Here is a 20891-nt window from a genome sequence, read left to right on the forward strand (position 1 = left end):
ATGTTTGCCTCAGCCGCTGAAACTTTCCCTCTGACCGCTGCTCAGCGTGATATCTGGCTTGACCAGATCAGCCGTGGCGATTCTCCGCTTTACAACATCGGCGGCTACCTGCAACTGACCGGGCCGGTTGACCCGGCGAATCTGCATCGAGCGCTGGAACAACTGGTTGCCGCTCACGAAAGCCTGCGCACAGTGCTGATGCCGGGAGCAGGGGCGGATGGCTTGCCGCTTCAGTCATACGCTGCTGTCATGCCGCTGACCCTACCGTTACACGACTTCAGTGATCACCCCGAGCCGACCCGTGCAGCGCGAGCGCTGGTCAATGACCACATGCGGCTTCCATACGCACTGGATGGCAGCCCGTTGATCGATTTCCGCCTGATCCGTCTTGCCCAGGATCAGCACTGGCTGGTGGGCCAGGCCCACCATCTTATTCTTGATGGTTGGGGCTTCGGCCAGTTGTTCAAGTCCCTTGGCGAGCTTTACAGCGCATTGATGGCAGGTGAGCGCCTTGAGCTCAGTGCGCCAGGCTACCGCGCCTTCATTGCTGACGATGCGCAGTACCATGCGTCGAAGCGCTATTCGCTGGACAAGGCCTATTGGCTGGAAAAATACCGTAACCTGCCGGAACCGTTGCTGGTATCGCGCTATCACAACCGCCGAGCGACAGACCCGGCGCCGTCCCATGCCTGGGTGCAGGCACTTCCCCAGGCATTGCATGCGCGTATGAAGCAATTTGCCGAGCGCCACAATGCTTCGGCGTTTCATGTGTTGCTGGCGGTTCTGCATGTCTATTTCACGCGTACGGCGCAACGCGAAGAATGGATTGTGGGCTTGCCGTTACTCAACCGCAACGGCGCGCGCTTCAAGGCCACCCTTGGTCACTTCGCCCAGGTCAGTGCGGTGCGCATGGCCTTCGCCGACGGGCTGGACTTCGGTGCTCTGGTGGTCGAGGTACGTGACGCGCTGAAACGCGACTTCCGTCATCAACGTTTCCCCCTGAGCGAGCTCAATCGCAGCCTGGAGTTATCCCGCGAGGAGCGCGCGCAGTTGTTCGAAGTCTCGGTGTCCTACGAGCTGGAAGACCACGGTTACTGCTACGGCGAGGCTGAGGCACACACGGTAAAAGTCTCCAATGGCTATGAGGCGACGCCGCTGGCCATCCACTTGCGCACCAACAGCTACAACGACGATGCAGCGCTGCATCTGGTCCACCATCGCGCCTGGATCGAAGATACCGAGGCCCAGGCCATCGCCGGGCGTCTGCTACACATACTGGAGCAGGGCCTTGAAAACCCGACGCTCAAGCTTCAAGACTTCCACATTTCAGCGCCAGCTGAGCAATTGCAGATACAGGCCTGGAATCAGACTGAAAAAAATGCTGCCGAAGAGCAATTGATTCATCGACGCATCGAGCAACAGGCACGGACCCGCCCATATGCGGTGGCAGCGGTTTATCAGGGGCAACACCTGACCTACGCGCAACTCAACCGGCAGGCCAATGCGCTGGCTCAGCGCCTCATCTACCAGGGCGTCCGACCTGACGACCGCGTTGCCATCGTTTCCCGCCGTAGCCTGGAAACCCTGGTCGGGCTGTTGGCGGTCCTCAAGGCGGGCGCTGCCTATGTGCCCATCGACCCGTCACACCCACGCGAACGTTTGCATTACCTGCTCAGCGACAGTGCGCCGGTGGTGGTGTTGACGCTATCAACGCTGATCGACCGTCTGCCACCGCTGGCAATGCCGCTGATCGAGCTGGACCACTGCCCAGACAGTCAGGGGCCCGACAACAATCCGCAGGTGGCGGGGCTGAGCAGTGACAATCTGGTTTACGTGATCTACACATCGGGCTCCACCGGCCAGCCGAAAGGCGTGATGGTGGAGCATCGTACGCTGGCCAATCTGGTTGACTGGCATTGCGATGCGTTCGACGTGAAGGCGGGCAGTCATACGTCCAGCCTCGCCGGCTTCGGCTTCGATGCGATGGCCTGGGAGGTCTGGCCGACCCTGTGCGCGGGCGCAACCCTGCATCTGGCCCCGGTTCAGGAAGGCGGGGAGGACATTGAAGCGATGTTGAACTGGTGGCGTGCCCAGCCATTGGACGTCAGCTTCCTTCCGACCCCAGTGGCTGAGTACGCCTTCAGTCAGGACGAAGAACACCCGACCCTGCGCACTCTGCTGATCGGCGGCGACCGCCTTCGTCAATTCGTTCATAACCGCCGTTATGCCGTGGTCAACAATTATGGTCCGACCGAAACAACGGTAGTCGCCACCTCGGGCCAGGTACTGGCCAATGGCTCGCTGCACATCGGCGGCCCCATCGCCAACACGCAGGTTTACGTGCTCGATGAGCAGTTGCAACCGATGCCCGTGGGCGTTCCCGGTGAGCTTTACATCGGTGGTGCAGGCGTTGCGCGCGGTTACCTGAACCAGCCGCAATTGACCGAAGAGCGGTTTGTCGCCGACCCGTTCAGCAATGTCGAACAAGCGCGGATGTACCGCAGTGGTGATCTGGTGCGCTGGAACGCCGACGGGACCCTGGATTACCTGGGGCGCAACGATGATCAGGTGAAGATTCGTGGCATGCGCATCGAGCTGGGAGAAATCGAGGCGATGCTGGCCAGCCTGGAGGGTGTCAAGGATGCGGTGGTACTGATTCGCGACTTGCACCTGCTGGCCTGGTTCACTGAAACGTCTGCGGTCGACACCGACGCACTGACCCCTGCAATGCGAGCACGACTGCCGGGTTACATGGTGCCGCGCGCGTTCACGCGTCTGGCCGCACTGCCGTTGACGGCCAACGGCAAGCTTGACCGTCGCGCACTGCCTGACCCGGACCCGGCGTACCTGCTGGGTCAAGCTTACGAGGCCCCTCAGAGCGAGGTGGAAATCGCCATGGCGGCCATCTGGGCGCAAGTGCTGGGTGTGGAGCGGGTAGGGCGACACGATAACTTCTTCGAATTGGGCGGTCATTCATTGCTGGCCGTGAACCTGGTCGAGCAACTGCGCAAGGCGGGGCTGACGGCAGATGTGCATGCGCTGCTCAGCCAGCCGACACTGGCTGCTCTGGCCGCTTGGCAAAACGATGCTCAGGCATTCAAGGCACCTGCAAACCTTATCCCGCCAGGGTGCACCCGGATCACACCGCAGATGTTGAGCCTGGTTTCGCTTGAACAATCGGCCATTGATCGGATTGTCGCCAGCGTACCGGGCGGCGCGGCCAACGTGCAGGAAATCTACCCGCTGGCACCGTTGCAGGAAGGCATTCTTTATCACCATCTGACCGCCGAGCAGGGCGATCCGTACCTGTTGCAATGGCGTCTGGCATTCGACACGCCGCAGCGTCTGTGCGCGTGGGCCGATGCGTTGCAGCACGTTATCGACCGGCACGACATTCTGCGCACCTCGGTGGCCTGGGAAGGGCTGGAAAGTCCGCAACAAGTGGTCTGGCGCAACGCCGAACTGACCGTGCAGGCTATCGAGTTCGATGCCGAAGAAACAGAAATGGCGGTCATCGACCGCCTGCAAAGGCGCTTTGACGCCCGCCACCATCGACTGGACCTGTCACAGGCACCGTTGATGCGTCTGGTGCATGCCCATGAGCCGGCAAGCGGAGAAACAGTCGCCATTTTGCTGTTCCATCATCTGGTTCTTGATAACACCGCGATGGAAATTGTCAGCCGCGAGATGCAGACGTTGCTGTTCGGCCAGCGTTCTGACCTCAGAGTGCCGGTGCCTTATCGCAATTATGTAGCGCAAGTGCGGCTGGCCAGCGATGAGGCCGGTCACAGCGCGTTTTTCAGTGAAATGCTTGGTGATGTCGAAGAGCCGACCTTGCCGTTTGGCATACAGGACGTGCGTGCCGACGGCAGTGGCATCGAGGAGGATCGACGGTCACTTGATCACGCCCTTGCCCTGCGACTGCGCGAACAGGCGCGGCAACTCGGTGTGAGCGCTGCAAGCCTGATGCATCTTGCCTGGGCGCGGGTCCTCGGGGTGCTGGCCAATCGTCGGGACGTGGTGTTCGGCACCGTATTGTTGGGGCGCATGAGTGGCGAGGGGGCTGATCAGGCGCTTGGCGTATTCATCAATACCCTGCCGCTGCGGGTCGATACGGCGCTGACCACTCGGGCGGCCGTCAAAGCCGTCCATTCGAAGCTGTCTGCACTGATCGCTCATGAACAGGCTTCGCTGGTGCTCGCTCAAGGCTGCAGTGCCGTTGCATCAGGTTCGCCGCTGTTCAGCGCACTGCTCAATTACCGCCACAGTGCTGACGTAAAGCCACAGGACGGTGAAGGTCTCTGGCAAGGCGTGCGGGTGCTCGGCGGCGATGTGCGCAGCAACTACCCGCTGACGCTCAGCGTGGACGATCTGGGCGAAGGCTTCGACCTGCATGTCTTGGCGCTGCAAGGCATGGGCGCCGAGCGCATCGCTGGCTGGGTGCTCAATACGCTGGCGCATTTGCTGGAGACGCTGGAAGAGGCGCGGCCACTGAAGCTGGAAAACGTTTCGATTCTCGACGCCGAAGAGCGCAGCCATTTGCTGCTCGATTTCAACGATAGCGAACAGGGCTTTGCGCAGCATTGCACGGTGAATGAGCTGATCGAAGCGCAGGCAGCCAGCCGCCCCGACAGTCCTGCGGTGATTCAGGGCGGCAACGTCCTGACTTACGCACAGCTGAACGAGCGAGCCAATCGCCTGGCTCACCATCTTATCGGCCTGGGTGTCACAGCAGATGAACGGGTCGCGTTGTGCCTGCACCGTGGCCCGCAGCGGCTGGTCGCCATGCTGGCGGTGCTCAAGGCCGGAGCTGCCTACGTGCCGGTAGATCCGGTCTACCCGGCGGAGCGAATTGCTTACCTGCTGGAGGACAGCGCACCTCGCGTGGTCCTGACCGAAGACTCGACGCGCGATCTGGCGGGCAATACAGCGCAGTTGAACATCGAGCAGATCAACTGGCTTGAGGCGTGCGCCAGCAACCCGTCGGTAGCGGGCTTTGATGAGCATAATCTGGCTTACGTCATCTACACCTCCGGTTCAACCGGCCAGCCCAAAGGCGTCATGGTTGAACATTGCACGCTGGTCAACCTGGTCCACTGGCATTGCCAGGCGTTTGACCTGCAGGCTGGCAGTCATACGGCGAGCGTGGCAGGTTTCGGGTTTGACGCGATGGCCTGGGAAGTGTGGCCCGCATTGTGTGCCGGTGCCGTGCTGCATCTGCCGCCGGCACAGGTCGGCAACGAACACGTGGATGAGTTGCTCGACTGGTGGCTGGAACAGCCACTTCAGGTCAGTTTCCTGCCGACTCCGGTGGCTGAACAGGCATTCAGACGCCCTCGTCAGCACCCGACGCTGCGCACGCTGCTGATCGGCGGCGACCGTTTGCGTCAGTTTGACAGCGACCCGGGGTTCGCCGTGGTCAACAACTATGGCCCGACCGAAACCACCGTGGTGGCCACCTCGGGCGTGGTAAAGCCGGGTGGCGCACTGCACATCGGCGGCCCGATTGCCAATACCCGTGTTTACGTACTGGACGGGCAGTTACAGCCCGTACCGGTGGGTGTCATCGGCGAGCTGTACATCGGCGGAGCAGGGGTTGCACGGGGCTATCTGAACCGGCCGCAGATGACCGAAGAGCGTTTTATTGCCGACCCGTTCAGCGACAAGGCGCAGGCACGTATGTATCGCAGCGGCGACCTGGTGCGCTGGAACGCCGATGGCAGTCTGGATTACCTGGGGCGCAACGATGATCAGGTGAAAATTCGCGGCATGCGTATCGAACTCGGCGAAATCGAGGCGACCCTGGCCAGTCAGGCGCAGGTCCAGGATGCCGTGGTGCTGGTGCGCGGCGAACGTTTGCTGGCCTGGTTTACCGAAAACTCACCTGTCACCCCCGATGTCCTGCGTGAAGCGCTGCGCGCGCACCTTCCCGCGCACATGGTGCCGCTGGCCTTTACACGCCTGGACACGCTGCCCTTGACCAGTCATGGCAAGCTGGATCGCCGTGCCTTGCCGGACCCTGAACTGGAAGAACTGAGCGGGCAGGCCTACGAGGCACCGCAAGGCGAAACAGAGACCATCATGGCCGGTCTCTGGGCGCAGGTGCTGGGTCTGGAGAAAGTCGGACGGCACGACAACTTCTTTGAACTGGGCGGTCATTCGCTGTTGGCGGTCAGCCTGGTCGAGCGCCTGCGCAATGCGGGCCTCAGCGTCGATGTACGGGTGCTGCTCGGCCAGCCGACCGTTGCCGCTCTGGCCGCATCGGTAGGCAAAGGCCGTGAAATTTCTGCGCCTGCCAACCGCGTTCCAGCCGGTTGCACACACATCACGCCGGATCTGCTCAGCCTGACACAGCTCGATCAGACGACCATCGAGCGTATAGTCGCCACGGTGCCTGGCGGCGCGGCCAACGTGCAGGAGATCTACCCGCTGGCACCGTTGCAGGAAGGCATTCTTTATCACCACCTGACCGCCGAGCAGGGCGACCCGTACTTGCTGCAATTGCGCATCAACGTCGACAGCCCGGAGCGCCTGGCGGCGGTGGCCGACGCGCTGCGCAAGGTCATTGCCCGACATGACAGCCTGCGCACGGCAATCGTCTGGGAAGGACTCGACACGCCGCAACAGGTCGTCTGGCGTCAGGCTGATCTGCTTGTCGAGCGTGTATCGTTAGCGCAAATCGATGCGCCCGCAGGCTCGGCACGCTTGAACCTGAGCTGCGCGCCGCTGATTCGCCTGGCTTATTGCCCGGACGAGACGGGCTCTGGCCTTTCAGCAACGCTGATGTTCCATCACATCGTGGTGGACGCCACTGCGCTTGAGGTCATGCGTGAGGAAATGCTCGCCCATCTGCGCGGCGAACCCGGTCCAATGCAGCCCGCCGTGCCTTATCGCAACTATGTGGCGCAGGCGCGTCTGGGTGTCAGCGAAGCGGAGCACGAAGCTTACTTCCGCGAGCAACTGGGCGATATCGACGCGCCGACGCTGCCATTCGATCTGCGCGACGTGCAGGGTGACGGCCGCTCCATCGAACAAGCGCAGCAGGTGCTGCCTGACGCGCTGCTGCAAAGCCTGCGCGGCCAGGCTCGGCAACTTGGGGTCAGTGTCGCCAGCCTGCTTCACCTGGCATGGGCGCGCGTTCTGTCTGCGGCCACCGGCACTGACCGGGTGGTATTCGGCACTGTCCTGCTGGGTCGTTTGCAGGGCGGTGCGGGTGCCGACCGCGGCATGGGCATGTTCATCAATACACTGCCGCTGCGAATTGATCTGGGTAACGTCGGTATACGTGAAAGTGCACGCGCTACTCACGCCCGGCTTGCGGCGCTGCTGGGTCATGAACATGCGTCTCTGGCTCAGGCCCAACGCTGGAGCGGGGTGGCCGCGCCCTTGCCGTTGTTCAGTGCGATTCTCAACTACAGACACGCCGCAGGCCAGGCCCGTCAGGATGCGCAACTCGACGCGTGGCGCGGTCTGGAGATTCTGGCCAGCGAGAAGCACACCAACTATCCGTTGAGCCTCAACGTCGATGACCTGGGCGATAGCCTGCGCCTGAGTGTCACCGTGCCACCTCAAGTGGGTGCGCAACGTATCTGTGGTTATGTGCAACAGACGTTGACAGGCATCGTTGATGCGCTTGAATGCCAGCCGGATCTGCCTGTGCAGCATCTTTCCGTGCTGAACGCCGACGAGCGCCAGCGCTCGCTGGTCGACTTCAACGCTACGACGGTTCATCACGATCTTCAACAAACCCTGCAAGGGTTGTTCGAGGCGCAGGCAGTGCGCACGCCGCAGGCTGTTGCCCTGCGCGCCGGGCGTTCGCAACTGAGCTATCGACAGCTCAACGAACAGGCCAACTGTCTGGCCCATCACCTGATCGATGTGGGTGTGCGGCCCGATGATCGCGTAGCGATCTGTGTCGAGCGCGGCCTGTCGATGGTCGTTGGCCTGTTGGCCATTCTCAAGGCCGGTGGCGCGTACGTGCCGCTTGACCCGGGCTACCCGCGCGAGCGCCTGCAATACATGGTCAAGGACAGTGCGCCGGTGGCTTTGCTGGTGCATGCAGGCACGCGCAATCTGCTCGACGATGAACATACCCTGCGGGTCGACCTGGACAGCTCGACCTGGGACATGCAGCGCGGTGATAACCCGCGTGTCCCCGGCCTGATGCCGGATCATCTGGCGTATGTGATTTACACCTCGGGCTCCACCGGCACGCCCAAAGGGGTGATGGTCGAGCATCGTAACGTCAGCAATCTGGTGCAGTGGAGTTCTCGACTGTGCCCACCCACAGCGGCCAGCGCGTTGTTGCAAAAGACGCCGATCAGCTTTGACGCCTCGGTCTGGGAGATTTTCTGGCCGTTGAGCAGCGGTATCCCGCTGGTGCTGGCCCGCCCTGACGGCCAGCGCGATCCTGCGTATCTGGCGCAGTTGATTCAGGAACGTCAGGTCAGCGTGGTGCAGTTTGTTCCGGTGCTGTTGCAGCAGTTTCTCGACCTGCCACAAAGCAGCCAGTGCCTCAGCCTGACCGACATCGTCTGCGGCGGTGGCGAGCTGACCATCGCCCTGGCCGAGCAGTTACGCAAGCAACTGCCGCAGGCACGCCTGCACAACGTTTATGGCCCTACCGAAACCACGGTGGATTGCAGTGTCTGGACACTGGAACCCGACCAGGCCGTGCCGGAAAGTGCTTTGCCTATCGGTCGCCCGATCAGCAACACGCGGTTGTATGTACTGGATGCCTATGACCAGCCTGTGCCCTTGGGTGTTATCGGTCAGTTGCATATTGGTGGTGCCGGGGTAACCCGTGGTTACCTGAACCTGCCGCAAGCCGACGCCGAACGCTTTATCGACAGCCCCTTCGTGGCGGGCGACCGGCTGTACCGCAGTGGCGATCTTGTGCGTCAGCGGGCGGATGGCAACCTCGAGTTCCTCGGCCGCAATGACGATCAGGTGAAAATCCACGGGCTGCGTATCGAGCCTGGCGATATTCAAGCCTGCCTGACCCGTCATCCGGGGATTGAACAGGCCGTCGTGCTGGTTCGCGACGAGCGCCCGGGCGGCCAGCGGCTGGTGGCCTATTACACCGGCACGCCGCTGCCGGTCGAGACACTGCGTGAGGTGCTGCGTGCGCAACTGCCGGATTACATGGTGCCGGCACTGTTTGTGCACCTGGACGCCATGCCGCTGAGCCCCAACGGCAAGCTGGACCGCAAGGCTTTGCCTGCGCCGGGCGGCGATGCGCTACTGACCCGCCCTTATGAAGCACCGCAAGGCGAAACCGAAGCCTTGCTCGCCAGACTCTGGGGCGAGCTGCTCGGAGTCGGGCAAGTCGGACGACACGACAACTTTTTCGAACTGGGCGGGCACTCGCTGCTGGCGGTGAACCTGACTGCGCGCCTGCGCCAGGAAGGCATCGAGGCCGATGTCCGGGCGCTGTTCGAACAACCTACGCTGGCAGGCTATGCAGCCATCACAGAGAGCATGGAGATAATACTGTGAGCATCAACGAACTATTGGCGGCACTCAAAGCTCACGCTATTCACCTGACGGTCAAGGACGGACAACTGGTAGTGCAGGGCAACCGCCGTGCATTGACCGAAAACGGTCTGCTGGAGCACCTGCGCGAGCACAAGCCGGCGCTCATAGAACTCATCGAACAAGGCGACTACCAGAACAGCAAACGCGGCGCACTGACGTTGCCCGCCAATGGCATCCCTCAGGGCTGCGAGCAAATCACTGCGCAGATGCTGACGCTGGTGGAGCTTGATCAGGCAACCATCGACCAGTTGCTGGACGCAATACCGGGAGGTGCCGCCAATGTGCAGGACATCTACCCGCTGGCTCCGCTGCAGCAAGGCATTTTGTACCATCACGTTACCGCCACTCAGGGCGACCCGTATGTGATGCAGGTGCAATTCGCCTTTTCTGATCAGGCGCGTCTGAAGGCATTCGCCCAGGCGCTGCAAACCGTCATCAACCGGCATGACATTCTGCGCACCTCAGTGCACTGGAACGGTCTGGAAACCCCGGTGCAAGTGGTCTGGCGTCACGCTGAACTCAAGGTCGATACCTCGCCGAGCGCCGAAGGCATAACCATGGTGCTGGGCCAGGCACCGCTGATGCGTCTGGTCTGCCATGAGCCGGCGCAAGGTCAGGGGGTGCAGGCCACGCTGCTGTTCCACCATATCGCCATGGACCACAGTGCGCTGGAAGTTGTGCGTCATGAAATACAGGCGTGCCTGTCGGGGCAGGCCGGGCTGCTGGGTGTACCTGTACCGTTCCGCAACTATGTCGGGCAGGCGTTGCTGGGCGTCAGCGAAGAACAGCATGAAGCGTTCTTCCGCGACATGCTCGGCGACCTCGACGAACCGACCCTGGCTTACAGCCTGCAGGATTTGAGCGGTGACGGCGATGAGCTCGAAGAGCACAGTGTCACGCTTGATCTGCTGCTGTGCCAGCGTTTGCGCGCTCAGGCGCGGACCCTGGGAGTAAGCGTCGCCAGCCTGTTTCACCTCGGCTGGGCACGGGTGCTGGCAGGCCTTGCCGGACAATCACGGGTTGTCTTCGGCACTGTGCTGATGGGGCGCCTGCTGGGTGCCGAGGCCACGGAGCGAGCGCTGGGCATCTTCATCAACACCTTGCCGCTGCGTCTCGATCTGAACGATCAAGGCGTGCAAGCAGCAGTACGGGCAACTCACCAGCGTCTGACCGCACTGATGCGCCATGAACACGCACCACTGGCACTGGCTCAGCGCTGCAGCGGGGTGCAAGCGCCGACGCCGTTGTTCAACGCCTTGCTCAACTATCGCCACAGTTCACCAGCGCAGGCTTCCGGTGAAACATGGCAGGGCATTGAGGTGCTGCATGCTCAGGAGCGCAGCAACTACCCGCTGGTACTGAGCGTCGATGATCTGGGCGATGCGTTTGGCTTTACCGCACAAGCCACCGCAGGTATCAGTGCGCAAAGCATTTGCGCTTACATGCAATGGACCATGGAAAGTGTGCTCGATGCGCTGGAGCAGACGCCGCAGATGCCCGTCGATCAGCTTGATATCGTGCCCGCCAGCGAGCGAGCGCAGCTTCTGCTCGGCTTCAATGATCGGCAGGCCGACTATGAACGCCGGCTGACGATTCACCAGCGCATCGAACACCTGGCAGAGCAACAGCCTGATGCGATCGCCGCGCAAGTGGGCGAGCAATGCCTCAGTTACAGCGAACTGAACGCGCACGCCAATGCGCTCGCCCAGCACTTGATCGGCATCGGCGTACAGCCCGACGATCGCGTTGCCGTGGTTGCACGACGCAGTCTGGAGACGCTGGTCGGCTTGCTGGCCGTGCTCAAGGCCGGGGCGGGCTACGTACCGGTTGACCCGGCGCATCCGGATGAGCGTATCGCTTATTTGCTGACTGACAGCGCACCGGTTGCGGTATTGACGCAACAGGCATTTGTGGAACGCCTTAACGGGGTTTCAGGGTTGCAAGGGCTGGAAGCACCGCTGATCGACCTTGACCTGGCGAACTGGCCGCAACAGCCAGGCAACCCGCACATCGATGGGCTCAATTCGACTCATCTCGCCTACGTGATCTACACCTCGGGTTCGACCGGTCAGCCCAAGGGCGTGATGGTCGAGCACCGGACGCTGAATAATCTGGTCGACTGGCACCGCGCCGCCTTCGATCTGCGCGCGGGCAGTCACACCGCCAGTGTGGCGGGTTTTGGTTTTGACGCCATGGCCTGGGAAGTCTGGCCAGCCTTGTGCGCCGGGGCGACATTGCACCTGCCGCCCGCCGAGATCGGCAATGAACAGCTCGATGCGCTGCTTGACTGGTGGTTGAGCCAACCGTTGCAGGTCGCATTTCTACCCACGCCTGTTGCCGAGTACGCCTTCAGTCGCAACCTGCGTCACCCGACCCTGCGCACGCTGCTGATCGGCGGCGACCGTCTGCGCCAGTTCCATCGTGATCCAGGCTTCGTAGTGATCAACAACTATGGCCCGACCGAGACCACGGTGGTCGCTACCTCAGGCCGCCTGTTCCCCAATGGCAGCCTGGACATCGGCAAGCCCATCGCCAATAGCTCGGTTTATTTGCTGGATAACCGCCAGCAACTGGTCCCGCTGGGTGTGGCAGGCGAGCTGTACATTGGCGGCGACAGTGTCGCTCGCGGTTACCTGAATCAGCCGCAACTGACTGCTGAGCGCTTTCTGCGCGACCCTTTCTCCGGACAACCACAGGCGCGCATGTACCGCACCGGCGACCTGGCGCGCTGGAACGCAGATGGCACGCTGGAGTACCTGGGCCGTAACGACGACCAGGTGAAGATTCGTGGCGTGCGCATTGAACTGGGTGAAATAGAAAGCCAGCTCGGCCAATTGCCAGGCATCGAGGAAGCGCTGGTCCTGGCTCGCGAAGATGAGCCGGGGCAACCACGGCTGGTGGGTTACTTCACTGAACGTGCAGACGCTCCCACCACCACAGTAGAGCAATTGCGTACCGCGCTGCTGGCCCGCCTGCCGGGTTATATGGTGCCCGGCGCATTGGTACGACTGGAAAGCTGGCCACTGACGGCCAACGGCAAGGTCGACCGCCGTGCATTGCCAGTCCCCGACCGCGATGCGCTGTCGACCGGGGAATACCAGGCACCGCAAGGTGATCTGGAGAACGCACTGGCCCTCATCTGGAGCGAATTGCTGCAGGTCGAGCGGGTAGGGCGTCATGACCGGTTCTTTGATCTGGGTGGCCATTCGCTGTTGGCCATGCGTATGGTTTCTCAGGTGCGCCAGCGTCTGTCACTTGAGCTTGCCCTTGGCGACCTGTTTGCCGACAGTTCGCTGATCGCGGTGGCGCACTGCCTGACGGCTGCCGCGCGCAGCCAGTTGCCTGCCATCGACGTGCAGCCACGCACCGGCCCTGTTCCGCTGTCTTCTGCTCAGCAGCGCATCTGGTTCATGGCGCAAATGGAAGATGCCAACAGCGCCTACAACATCTCATTGGGCCTGAAACTGAGCGGCCCGCTGGACAGACGTGCCTTGACGCGTGCGCTGGAACGCATTGTCGCCCGCCACGATAGCCTGCGCAGCCAATTCAGCCAGGAAGACGACAAGGCCTGGGTGCAGGCGGCGTCCGTCACTGTAGTGCCCGATATTGGCTGGCAGGATTTGCGTGGCCAGGACGCGGGGGCCTTACAGGCGGTAGTAAAGGAAGAGGCAGCGCAGCCCTTCGATCTGCACCGCGACCTGCCGATTCGTGGTCGCTTGCTGTGCCTGGCTGAAGACCGTCACGTTTTGCTGCTGACCGTACACCACATCGTTGCCGATGGCTGGTCGCTGGGTGTTCTGACCCGTGAACTTACCGCGCTTTATCAGGCGTTCAGTCAAGGTCAGGATGATCCGCTGCCTGCGCTGACGCTGCAATATGGCGATTACGCAGTGTGGCAACGTAACTGGCTGGACGCCGAACGGTTGAGCCATCAGGGCGATTACTGGCAGCAGGCACTGGCGGGTGCGCCGGTACTGTTGACCTTGCCCACTGACCGTCCACGGCCTGCGCATCAGGACTATACCGGGGCCAGTGTCACGCTGGATCTCGATCCGCGCCTGAGCAGCGACCTCAGGACCTTCTGCCATGAGCAGTCGGTGACACCGTTCATGCTGTTCATGGGGGCCTGGGCCGCATTGCTGACGCGCTTGTCCGGCCAGGAGGAAGTCGTCGTCGGCATGCCGGTTGCCAACCGCCGCCATGCCGAAATCGAAGGCCTGATCGGTCTGTTCGTCAATACCCTGGCCGTGCGTGTCGATACCTCGGGCGAGCCGGATGCTGTGACGCTTCTGGCCCGCATCAAGGCCCGCGTTGTGGCAGCGCAGGACCATCAGGACCTGCCTTTCGAGCAGGTGGTGGAGCGCTTGCGACCGCCTCGCAGTCTTTCGCATAGCCCTTTGTTCCAGGCATCACTGACCTGGGACGGCAGCCAGGGTCTGGATTTGCAACTGGGCGACATGCACCTGGAACCGCTGGAAGAGCAGGCCGCTTTCGCAAAATTCGACCTTGCGCTGAGCGTCGGCGACAGCGCCGATGGTTTCCGCTGCATCGTGGAATATGCGACAGCGCTGTTTGACCGCAGCACCATCGAACGCTATCTGGGTTACCTGGAGGCGATATTGAGCGGCATGGTCGCCGACAGCCAGACGGTCGTGAACCACATTCCGCTCTTGTCGGGTAGCGAGCGTCGGCAGTTGACCGACGGTTTCAATGCACCCGATGCGGTTTACCCGCAGGGGCTGACCCTGCACAGCCAGTTTGAAGCACAAGTGCAGCGCACGCCGGATGCGATTGCCGTGACGTTCGAGGATACATCCTGGAGCTACGCGACACTCAACGCCCAGGCCAATAAAATTGCACATCGCCTGATCGGCATGGGCATCAGTGTGGATGACCGTGTTGCCATCTGCACGCAGCGCAGCCTGCAAATGATCGCGGGCCTGCTGGGCATTCTCAAGGCCGGTGGCGCCTATGTGCCGCTGGACCCGGCTTACCCACTCGAGCGTCTGGCCTACACCCTCGGCGACAGCGCGCCAGTGGCGTTGTTGAGTCAGCGGTCAGTGCAGCACGCCCTGCCGGTGTCAGACGTGCCGGTAATCAGTCTCGACGATACCGATTTGCAGGACGAGTCCGCCTCTAATCCGCAGGTGCCGGTAAAGCCCACGAGCCTGGCTTATATCATCTACACCTCGGGCTCAACCGGTCAGCCCAAGGGTGTGATGATCGAACACCGCAACGTTGCACGACTGTTTTCGGCCACCGATGACTGGTTCGGTTTCAACGAAAAGGATGTCTGGGCACTGTTCCACTCGTTTGCCTTCGATTTCTCGGTCTGGGAAATCTGGGGCGCATTGCTGTATGGCGGACGTTTGTTGATCGTGCCGCAACTGGTCAGCCGCTCGCCGGAAGACTTCTACAGCCTGCTGTGCAGTGCCGGGGTAACGGTGCTCAACCAGACGCCGAGCGCGTTCCGGCAACTGATCGCTGCCCAAAGCGAGAACGAGCAGGCGCACTCGCTGCGCCAGGTGATTTTCGGCGGTGAAGCACTGGAAACAGCGATGCTCAAGCCGTGGTATGCCCGAAACGTGAACGCCGCAACACAGCTGGTGAACATGTACGGCATCACCGAAACCACGGTGCATGTGACCTATTACCCGTTGCAGCCCGAAGACGCCATGCGTGTCGGTGCCAGTCCTATCGGCAAGCGTATTCCCGATTTGCAGATGTATGTCCTCGACGCCCGCGGCGAGCCGGTGCCGGTAGGCGTGGTCGGCGAACTGTATGTTGGCGGTGCCGGTGTGGCGCGGGGTTATCTGAACCGTGAAGCGCTCACGGCCGAACGTTTCCTCGACAACCCGTTCAGCACTGCACCGGATGCGCGCATGTACCGTACCGGCGACCTTGGACGGTGGATGGCCGACGGTAGCCTGGAATACATGGGCCGTAACGACGAACAGGTCAAGATTCGCGGTTTCCGTATTGAGCTGGGTGAGATCGCGTCTCGCCTGAACGATCATCCGGATGTCATCGACGCGGTGGTAGTGGCACGCGAGGATGTGCCGGGCGACAAACGACTGGTTGGCTATTACACCTGCGGTGAAGATAAAACCGGGCTGGATATCGAGCAGTTGCGTGCCTGGCTGTCGGGGCTGCTGCCCGAATACATGGTGCCTGCGGCTTTTGTAAGGCTGGCCAGCCTGCCAGTCACGGCGAACGGCAAACTGGACCGCAAAAGTTTGCCGGCACCGGATCGCGACAGTATCGCCAGCCGAGCCTATGAAGCGCCGCAGGGTACGATCGAAATCGCCCTGGCCAGCCTCTGGGCCGAATTGCTGCATGTGGAGCAGGTTGGGCGTCAGGATAACTTCTTTGAACTGGGCGGCCACTCATTGCTGGCTGTGACCCTGATTGCGCGTATGCGTCGTCTGGACATGCGTGCCGACATTCGTGTTCTGTTTGTTCAGCCAACACTGGCAGCACTGGCTGACGCCGTCGGTCGCGACACTGAAGTCAAAGTGCCGGCCAACCTGATCGATGCGCACTGCCAGCGCATTACACCCGAACTGCTGCCATTAGTAGCGCTGGATCAGCCAGCCATCGACCGTATCGTCGCGAAGGTGCCGGGCGGTGCCGCCAATGTGCAGGATATTTATCCGCTGGGCCCCTTGCAGACAGGCATTCTTTACCACCACCTGACCGCCGGGGACAGCGATCCCTATCTGTTGCAGCCGCAGTTTGCGTTCGCCGACGTATCGCGGCTGGACGCTTTCTGCGATGCATTGCAGCGGGTGATCGAACGCAACGATATGCTGCGCACCGCGTTGTTCTGGGAAGGTTTGCAAACGCCGGTGCAGGTGGTCTGGCGTCAGGCTCCCATGCACGTTCAAGAGACAGCGTTGCACGACCTTTTCAATGCCCCACGCATGGACCTTACTCAGGCTCCGCTGCTGCATCTGGTCTATGCCCATGACCCCGCCAACCACAGGATTGCGGCGGTTCTGCGTTACCACCATGTGATCATGGACCATATTGCCCTTGATGTACTGAGCCATGAATTGCAGGCCGTACTGCTGGGCAACGAAGCGTCGCTCGCAGCGCCCGTGCCGTACCGAAATTACATCGCCCACGTCCTCCAAGGGCCTGGCGACGAGGCCCATGAAGCGTTCTTCCGCGAGCAGTTGGGCGATGTCGATGAGCCGACCCTGCCTTACGGCCTGGTAATGGCATCGGCAGATCAGATTCCTGGCGAGGCCCGACTCACACTGGACATCGACCTGTGCCATCAGGTTCGTGATCAGGCAAGGCAACTGAGCGTCAGCGCCGCTACTTTGATGCACCTGGCCTGGGCTCAGGTCCTGGGGCAGTTGTCCGGGCGCGACAGCGTGGTATTCGGCACCGTACTGCTTGGACGGTTGCGCGGTGGCGAAGGCGGCGAGCGGGCCTTGGGTGTGTTTATCAACACCTTGCCGCTACGCATGGACCTGGGCGGGCATTGCGCGCGCAGTGCGGTGCTCGACCTGCACGCTCGTCTGGTCGGCATGCTCACCCACGAGCATGCTCAGTTGGCACTGGCCCAGCGATGCAGCGCCTTGCCGGCTGGCGCGCCGCTGTTCAATACGTTGCTCAACTACCGCCACAGCGCTGTGCCTGAGGTCGATGACCAGGCAAGCAACGCTGCATGGCAAGGGATTGAGGTCGTGCATGCAGAAGAGCGCAGCAACTACCCGCTGACCCTGTGTATCGATGACTTCGGCGATGCGTTCAGCCTGACTGCCCAGACTGCGCCGGGTATTGATCCGCAACGGATTTGCGCTTATGTGCAACAAGCTCTTGTCCATTTGGTGCAGGCACTGGAGCAGCAATCGGAGACGGCTTTGATCGAATCATCGGTGCTGCCGGAGGCTGAACACGCGCTGTTGTCGGCCACGTTCAACAACACCCGTCGTGAATACCCCCGCGAGCAGCTCGTGCATCGCCTGTTTGAGCGCCGTGCTGCGCTGCATCCGCATGCAGTGGCTGCCGTGCATGGCCGCCGTTCGCTGACTTATGGAGAGCTGAACGAACGTGCCAACCACCTGGCCCATTACCTGCTGGGGCAAGGTGTGAAGCCCAATGAGCATGTAGCGATTCTGCTGCCTCGCTCGCTGGAACTGGTGATCAGCCAGTTGGCGATCGGTAAATGTGCAGCGACCTACGTACCACTGGACGTCAACGCGCCTGCCGAGCGGCAGAATTACATGCTCGATGACTGCATGGCGAAATACGTGTTGACGCAGAGCGCCATGTCGACTGCCTCATCCGTGCGGCGTATCGATCTGGACCGCCTGACTCTCGACGATCAACCTGCGCATGATCCGGGCTTGCCACAGGCCTCTGATACAGCGGCTTACGTCATGTATACCTCCGGTTCGACGGGGGCGCCAAAAGGCGTACGTGTCGGCCATCGCGGCATAACCCGACTGGTATTGAACAACGGTTATGCCGATTTCAATGAGCAGGACAGCATCGCTTTTGCCTCCAATCCGGCGTTCGATGCAAGCACCATGGAAGTCTGGGGTGCATTGCTCAACGGCGGGCAGTTGTTGGTGATCGAGCACACCACGCTGATTGACCCGATGCGTTTCAGCGCGGCCCTGCGTCAGGGCAATGTCAGCGTGCTGTTTTTGACCACCGCGCTGTTCAACCAGTACGTGCAACTGATTCCAGAGGCACTTGGGGGCCTGCGCCTGCTGCTTTCAGGCGGAGAGCGCGCAGACCCGGCCAGCTTCCGCAAACTGCTTGCCCAGGCACCGGGTCTGCACCTGCTGAACGCTTACGGCCCCACCGAGACGACTACCTTCGCCACTGCCTGCCAAGTACGAACGCTGGCCGATGAGGCCGAATACGTGCCTATCGGTCGCCCCATCGGCAACACCAGTGTTTACGTGCTCGACGCTCATCAGCGCCTGACACCGTTGGGAGCTATCGGTGAGCTTTACATCGGTGGCGACGGTGTGGCGCTGGGTTATCTGAACCGCCAGGATCTGACCGACGAGAAGTTTATTGCCGACCCGTTCAGCGATCAGCCTGGCGCCATGCTGTACCGCACCGGCGATCTGGGTCGCTGGCTGGATGACGGCCAACTGGAATGCCTGGGACGCAACGACGATCAAGTGAAAATCCGTGGCTTCCGTATTGAGCTGGGCGAAATTGTCAATTGTCTGCACCAGTTGCCGGGGGTCAGAGAGGCCGTTGTTCTGGCTCGTGAGGACGAGCCGGGCAATGTACGTCTGGTTGCCTATTTCACCAGCCAACAGGAGGCCGATGCCCCAGGGCCTGAGCAAATGCGTGCTCATCTGCAGGCCAACCTGCCTGAATACATGGTTCCAGGGGCCTATATAGAGCTGACCGCGCTGCCGCTGACTGCCAACGGCAAACTCGACAGCCGTGCGCTGCCCAAACCGGATCACTCGTCGCTGCTGGGACTGGCCTACGAGCCACCGCATGGAGAGATTGAAGTGGCTCTGGCGCAGATCTGGGCTGAAGTTCTACAGATTGAACAGGTAGGCCGCCACGACCACTTCTTCGATCTGGGCGGGCATTCCTTGCTGGCCATGCGCATGGTGTCGCAGGTGCGTCAACAGATGGGCATGGAGTTGCCATTGGGCGAACTGTTCGCGCTGGGCGAGCTGGCTGCCGTCGCCAGTGCGCTGGCCGGTGCCGGGCGCAGTGAACTGTCGTTGATCCTGCCTGCACCGCGTGATCAGTCGTTACCACTGTCGTTCGCCCAGCAGCGCTTGTGGTTCCTGGCGCAGATGGAAGGTGGCAATGAGGCGTACAACATCCCGCTGGCCCTGCGCATACGGGGCTTGCTGGATGTTGCTGCGCTGACCGCTGCGGTATCGCGGATCATCGAGCGCCACGAAACCCTGCGCAGCCGGTTCGTCGCCTGCGAGGAGGGTGCAGAGGTTGTATTTACCGCGCCTGCGGCCATGCCGGTCCTGCATGTTGAAGATCTGCGTCAAATGCCGGAAACACTGGCCGAACGTGTTGCTGTAGAGGCCACCGCAGCGTTCGATCTGACGCGTGGGCCGCTGATCCGAGGCTGCCTGCTACAGGTGGAAGACGAGCAGCATGTGTTGTTGCTGACGGTGCACCACATCGTCGCTGACGGTTGGTCGCTGGGCGTGCTGACTCGCGAATTGCTCGCGTTGTACCCGGCATTGCATCAAGGCAAGGACGATCCCCTGCCAGCTTTGGCTATTCAATACGCCGACTATGCGGTATGGCAGCAGGGCTGGATGAGCGGCGAGCGCCTGCAACATCAGGCAGCCTATTGGCGACAAGCGCTGGAAGGCGCACCGACGCTACTGACGCTGCCTGCCGACCGGCCCCGCCCGGCACAGCAGGACTTCGCCGGTGCCAGCCTGAACGTGCGGCTGGACGGGCCACTGACGGCAGGCTTGCGAGCGCTGGCGCAACGGCAAGGCGTCACGCTGTACATGACCTTGCTGACCGCATGGGGCGCATTGCTGGCGCGTCTTTCCGGTCAGGCCGAAGTGGTGGTCGGCAGCCCGATTGCAGGACGCGGTCGTGCGGAGCTGGAAGGGCTGATCGGGCTGTTCGTCAACACGCTGGCCGTGCGCATCGATACAGCCTCGGCGATGACCGGTAATGCATTGCTGGCACAGGTCAGGGAGCGGGTACTGGAGGCTCAGGATCATCAGGACCTGCCATTCGAGCAGGTGGTGGAAATTGTCCGACCGAACCGCAGCCTGGCTCACTCCCCGTTGTTCCAGACCACGCTCAACTGGCTGGCCGGTGAAACCTCGTTACCGGACATGGACGGCCTGTCGCTGAGCGTGGTCGAGCAGGGGAGTCAGGTCTGCAAGTTTGATCTGTCGTTGAACCTCGGTGAGCAGGGTGACGCGCTGTTTGGCACGCTGGAATACGCAACCGCGCTGTTCGATGAACCCACGGTGCAGCGCTATTACGGTTATTTCGAACAGGTGCTGCACGCGCTGGTGAATAACGAAAACGCGGTGCTGGGTGATATCCCGCTGGTGGGTCCGCAGGAACGTGAGTATCTGCTTGAAAGCCTCAATGCCAGCGCGGTAAGTTTCCCGCAAGGCCAGACCGTTCATGGCCTGATCGAAGCTCAAGCCGCACGTCTGCCTGAAGCCGTCGCTGCCCGGGTTGGCGAACAGTCGCTGAGCTACGCAGCGTTGAACCGCCAGGCCAACAGCCTTGCCCATTATCTGATCAGCCTTGGCGTGCGCCCGGACGATCGGGTGGCGGTGGTTGCGCGCCGCGGGCTGGACACGCTGGTGAGCCTGCTGGCAGTGCTCAAGGCCGGTGCCTGCTATGTGCCGGTG

The 20891-nt window shown here is 61.7% G+C and carries 2 protein-coding genes (1 of these 2 running past the window's edge); both read left to right on the top strand.

The window, feature by feature from the left end; genetic code table 11:
- Positions 1-9498, top strand: coding sequence for a non-ribosomal peptide synthetase (locus tag RYC17_RS21890; protein WP_230018713.1), 9498 nt, complete (start codon positions 1-3; stop codon positions 9496-9498).
- A protein-coding gene (locus RYC17_RS21895) for a non-ribosomal peptide synthetase (RefSeq protein WP_316904454.1) crosses the window boundary here: on the top strand, positions 9495-20891 show its 5' portion. It continues 6390 nt past the right edge of the window; the window shows 11397 of its 17787 coding nt (coding positions 1-11397); its start codon is at positions 9495-9497; the stop codon falls past the right edge of the window. The genes RYC17_RS21890 and RYC17_RS21895 overlap by 4 nt, the downstream gene beginning before the upstream one ends.

Source organism: Pseudomonas syringae group sp. J248-6 (genome assembly GCF_032586995.1).
Taxonomy (GTDB): domain Bacteria; phylum Pseudomonadota; class Gammaproteobacteria; order Pseudomonadales; family Pseudomonadaceae; genus Aquipseudomonas; species Aquipseudomonas amygdali.

Coding starts and splice junctions, on each gene's coding strand:
- RYC17_RS21890 (WP_230018713.1), top strand. CDS start 1: ATGTTTGCCTCAGCCGCTGAAACTTTCCCTCTGACCGCTGCTCAGCGT.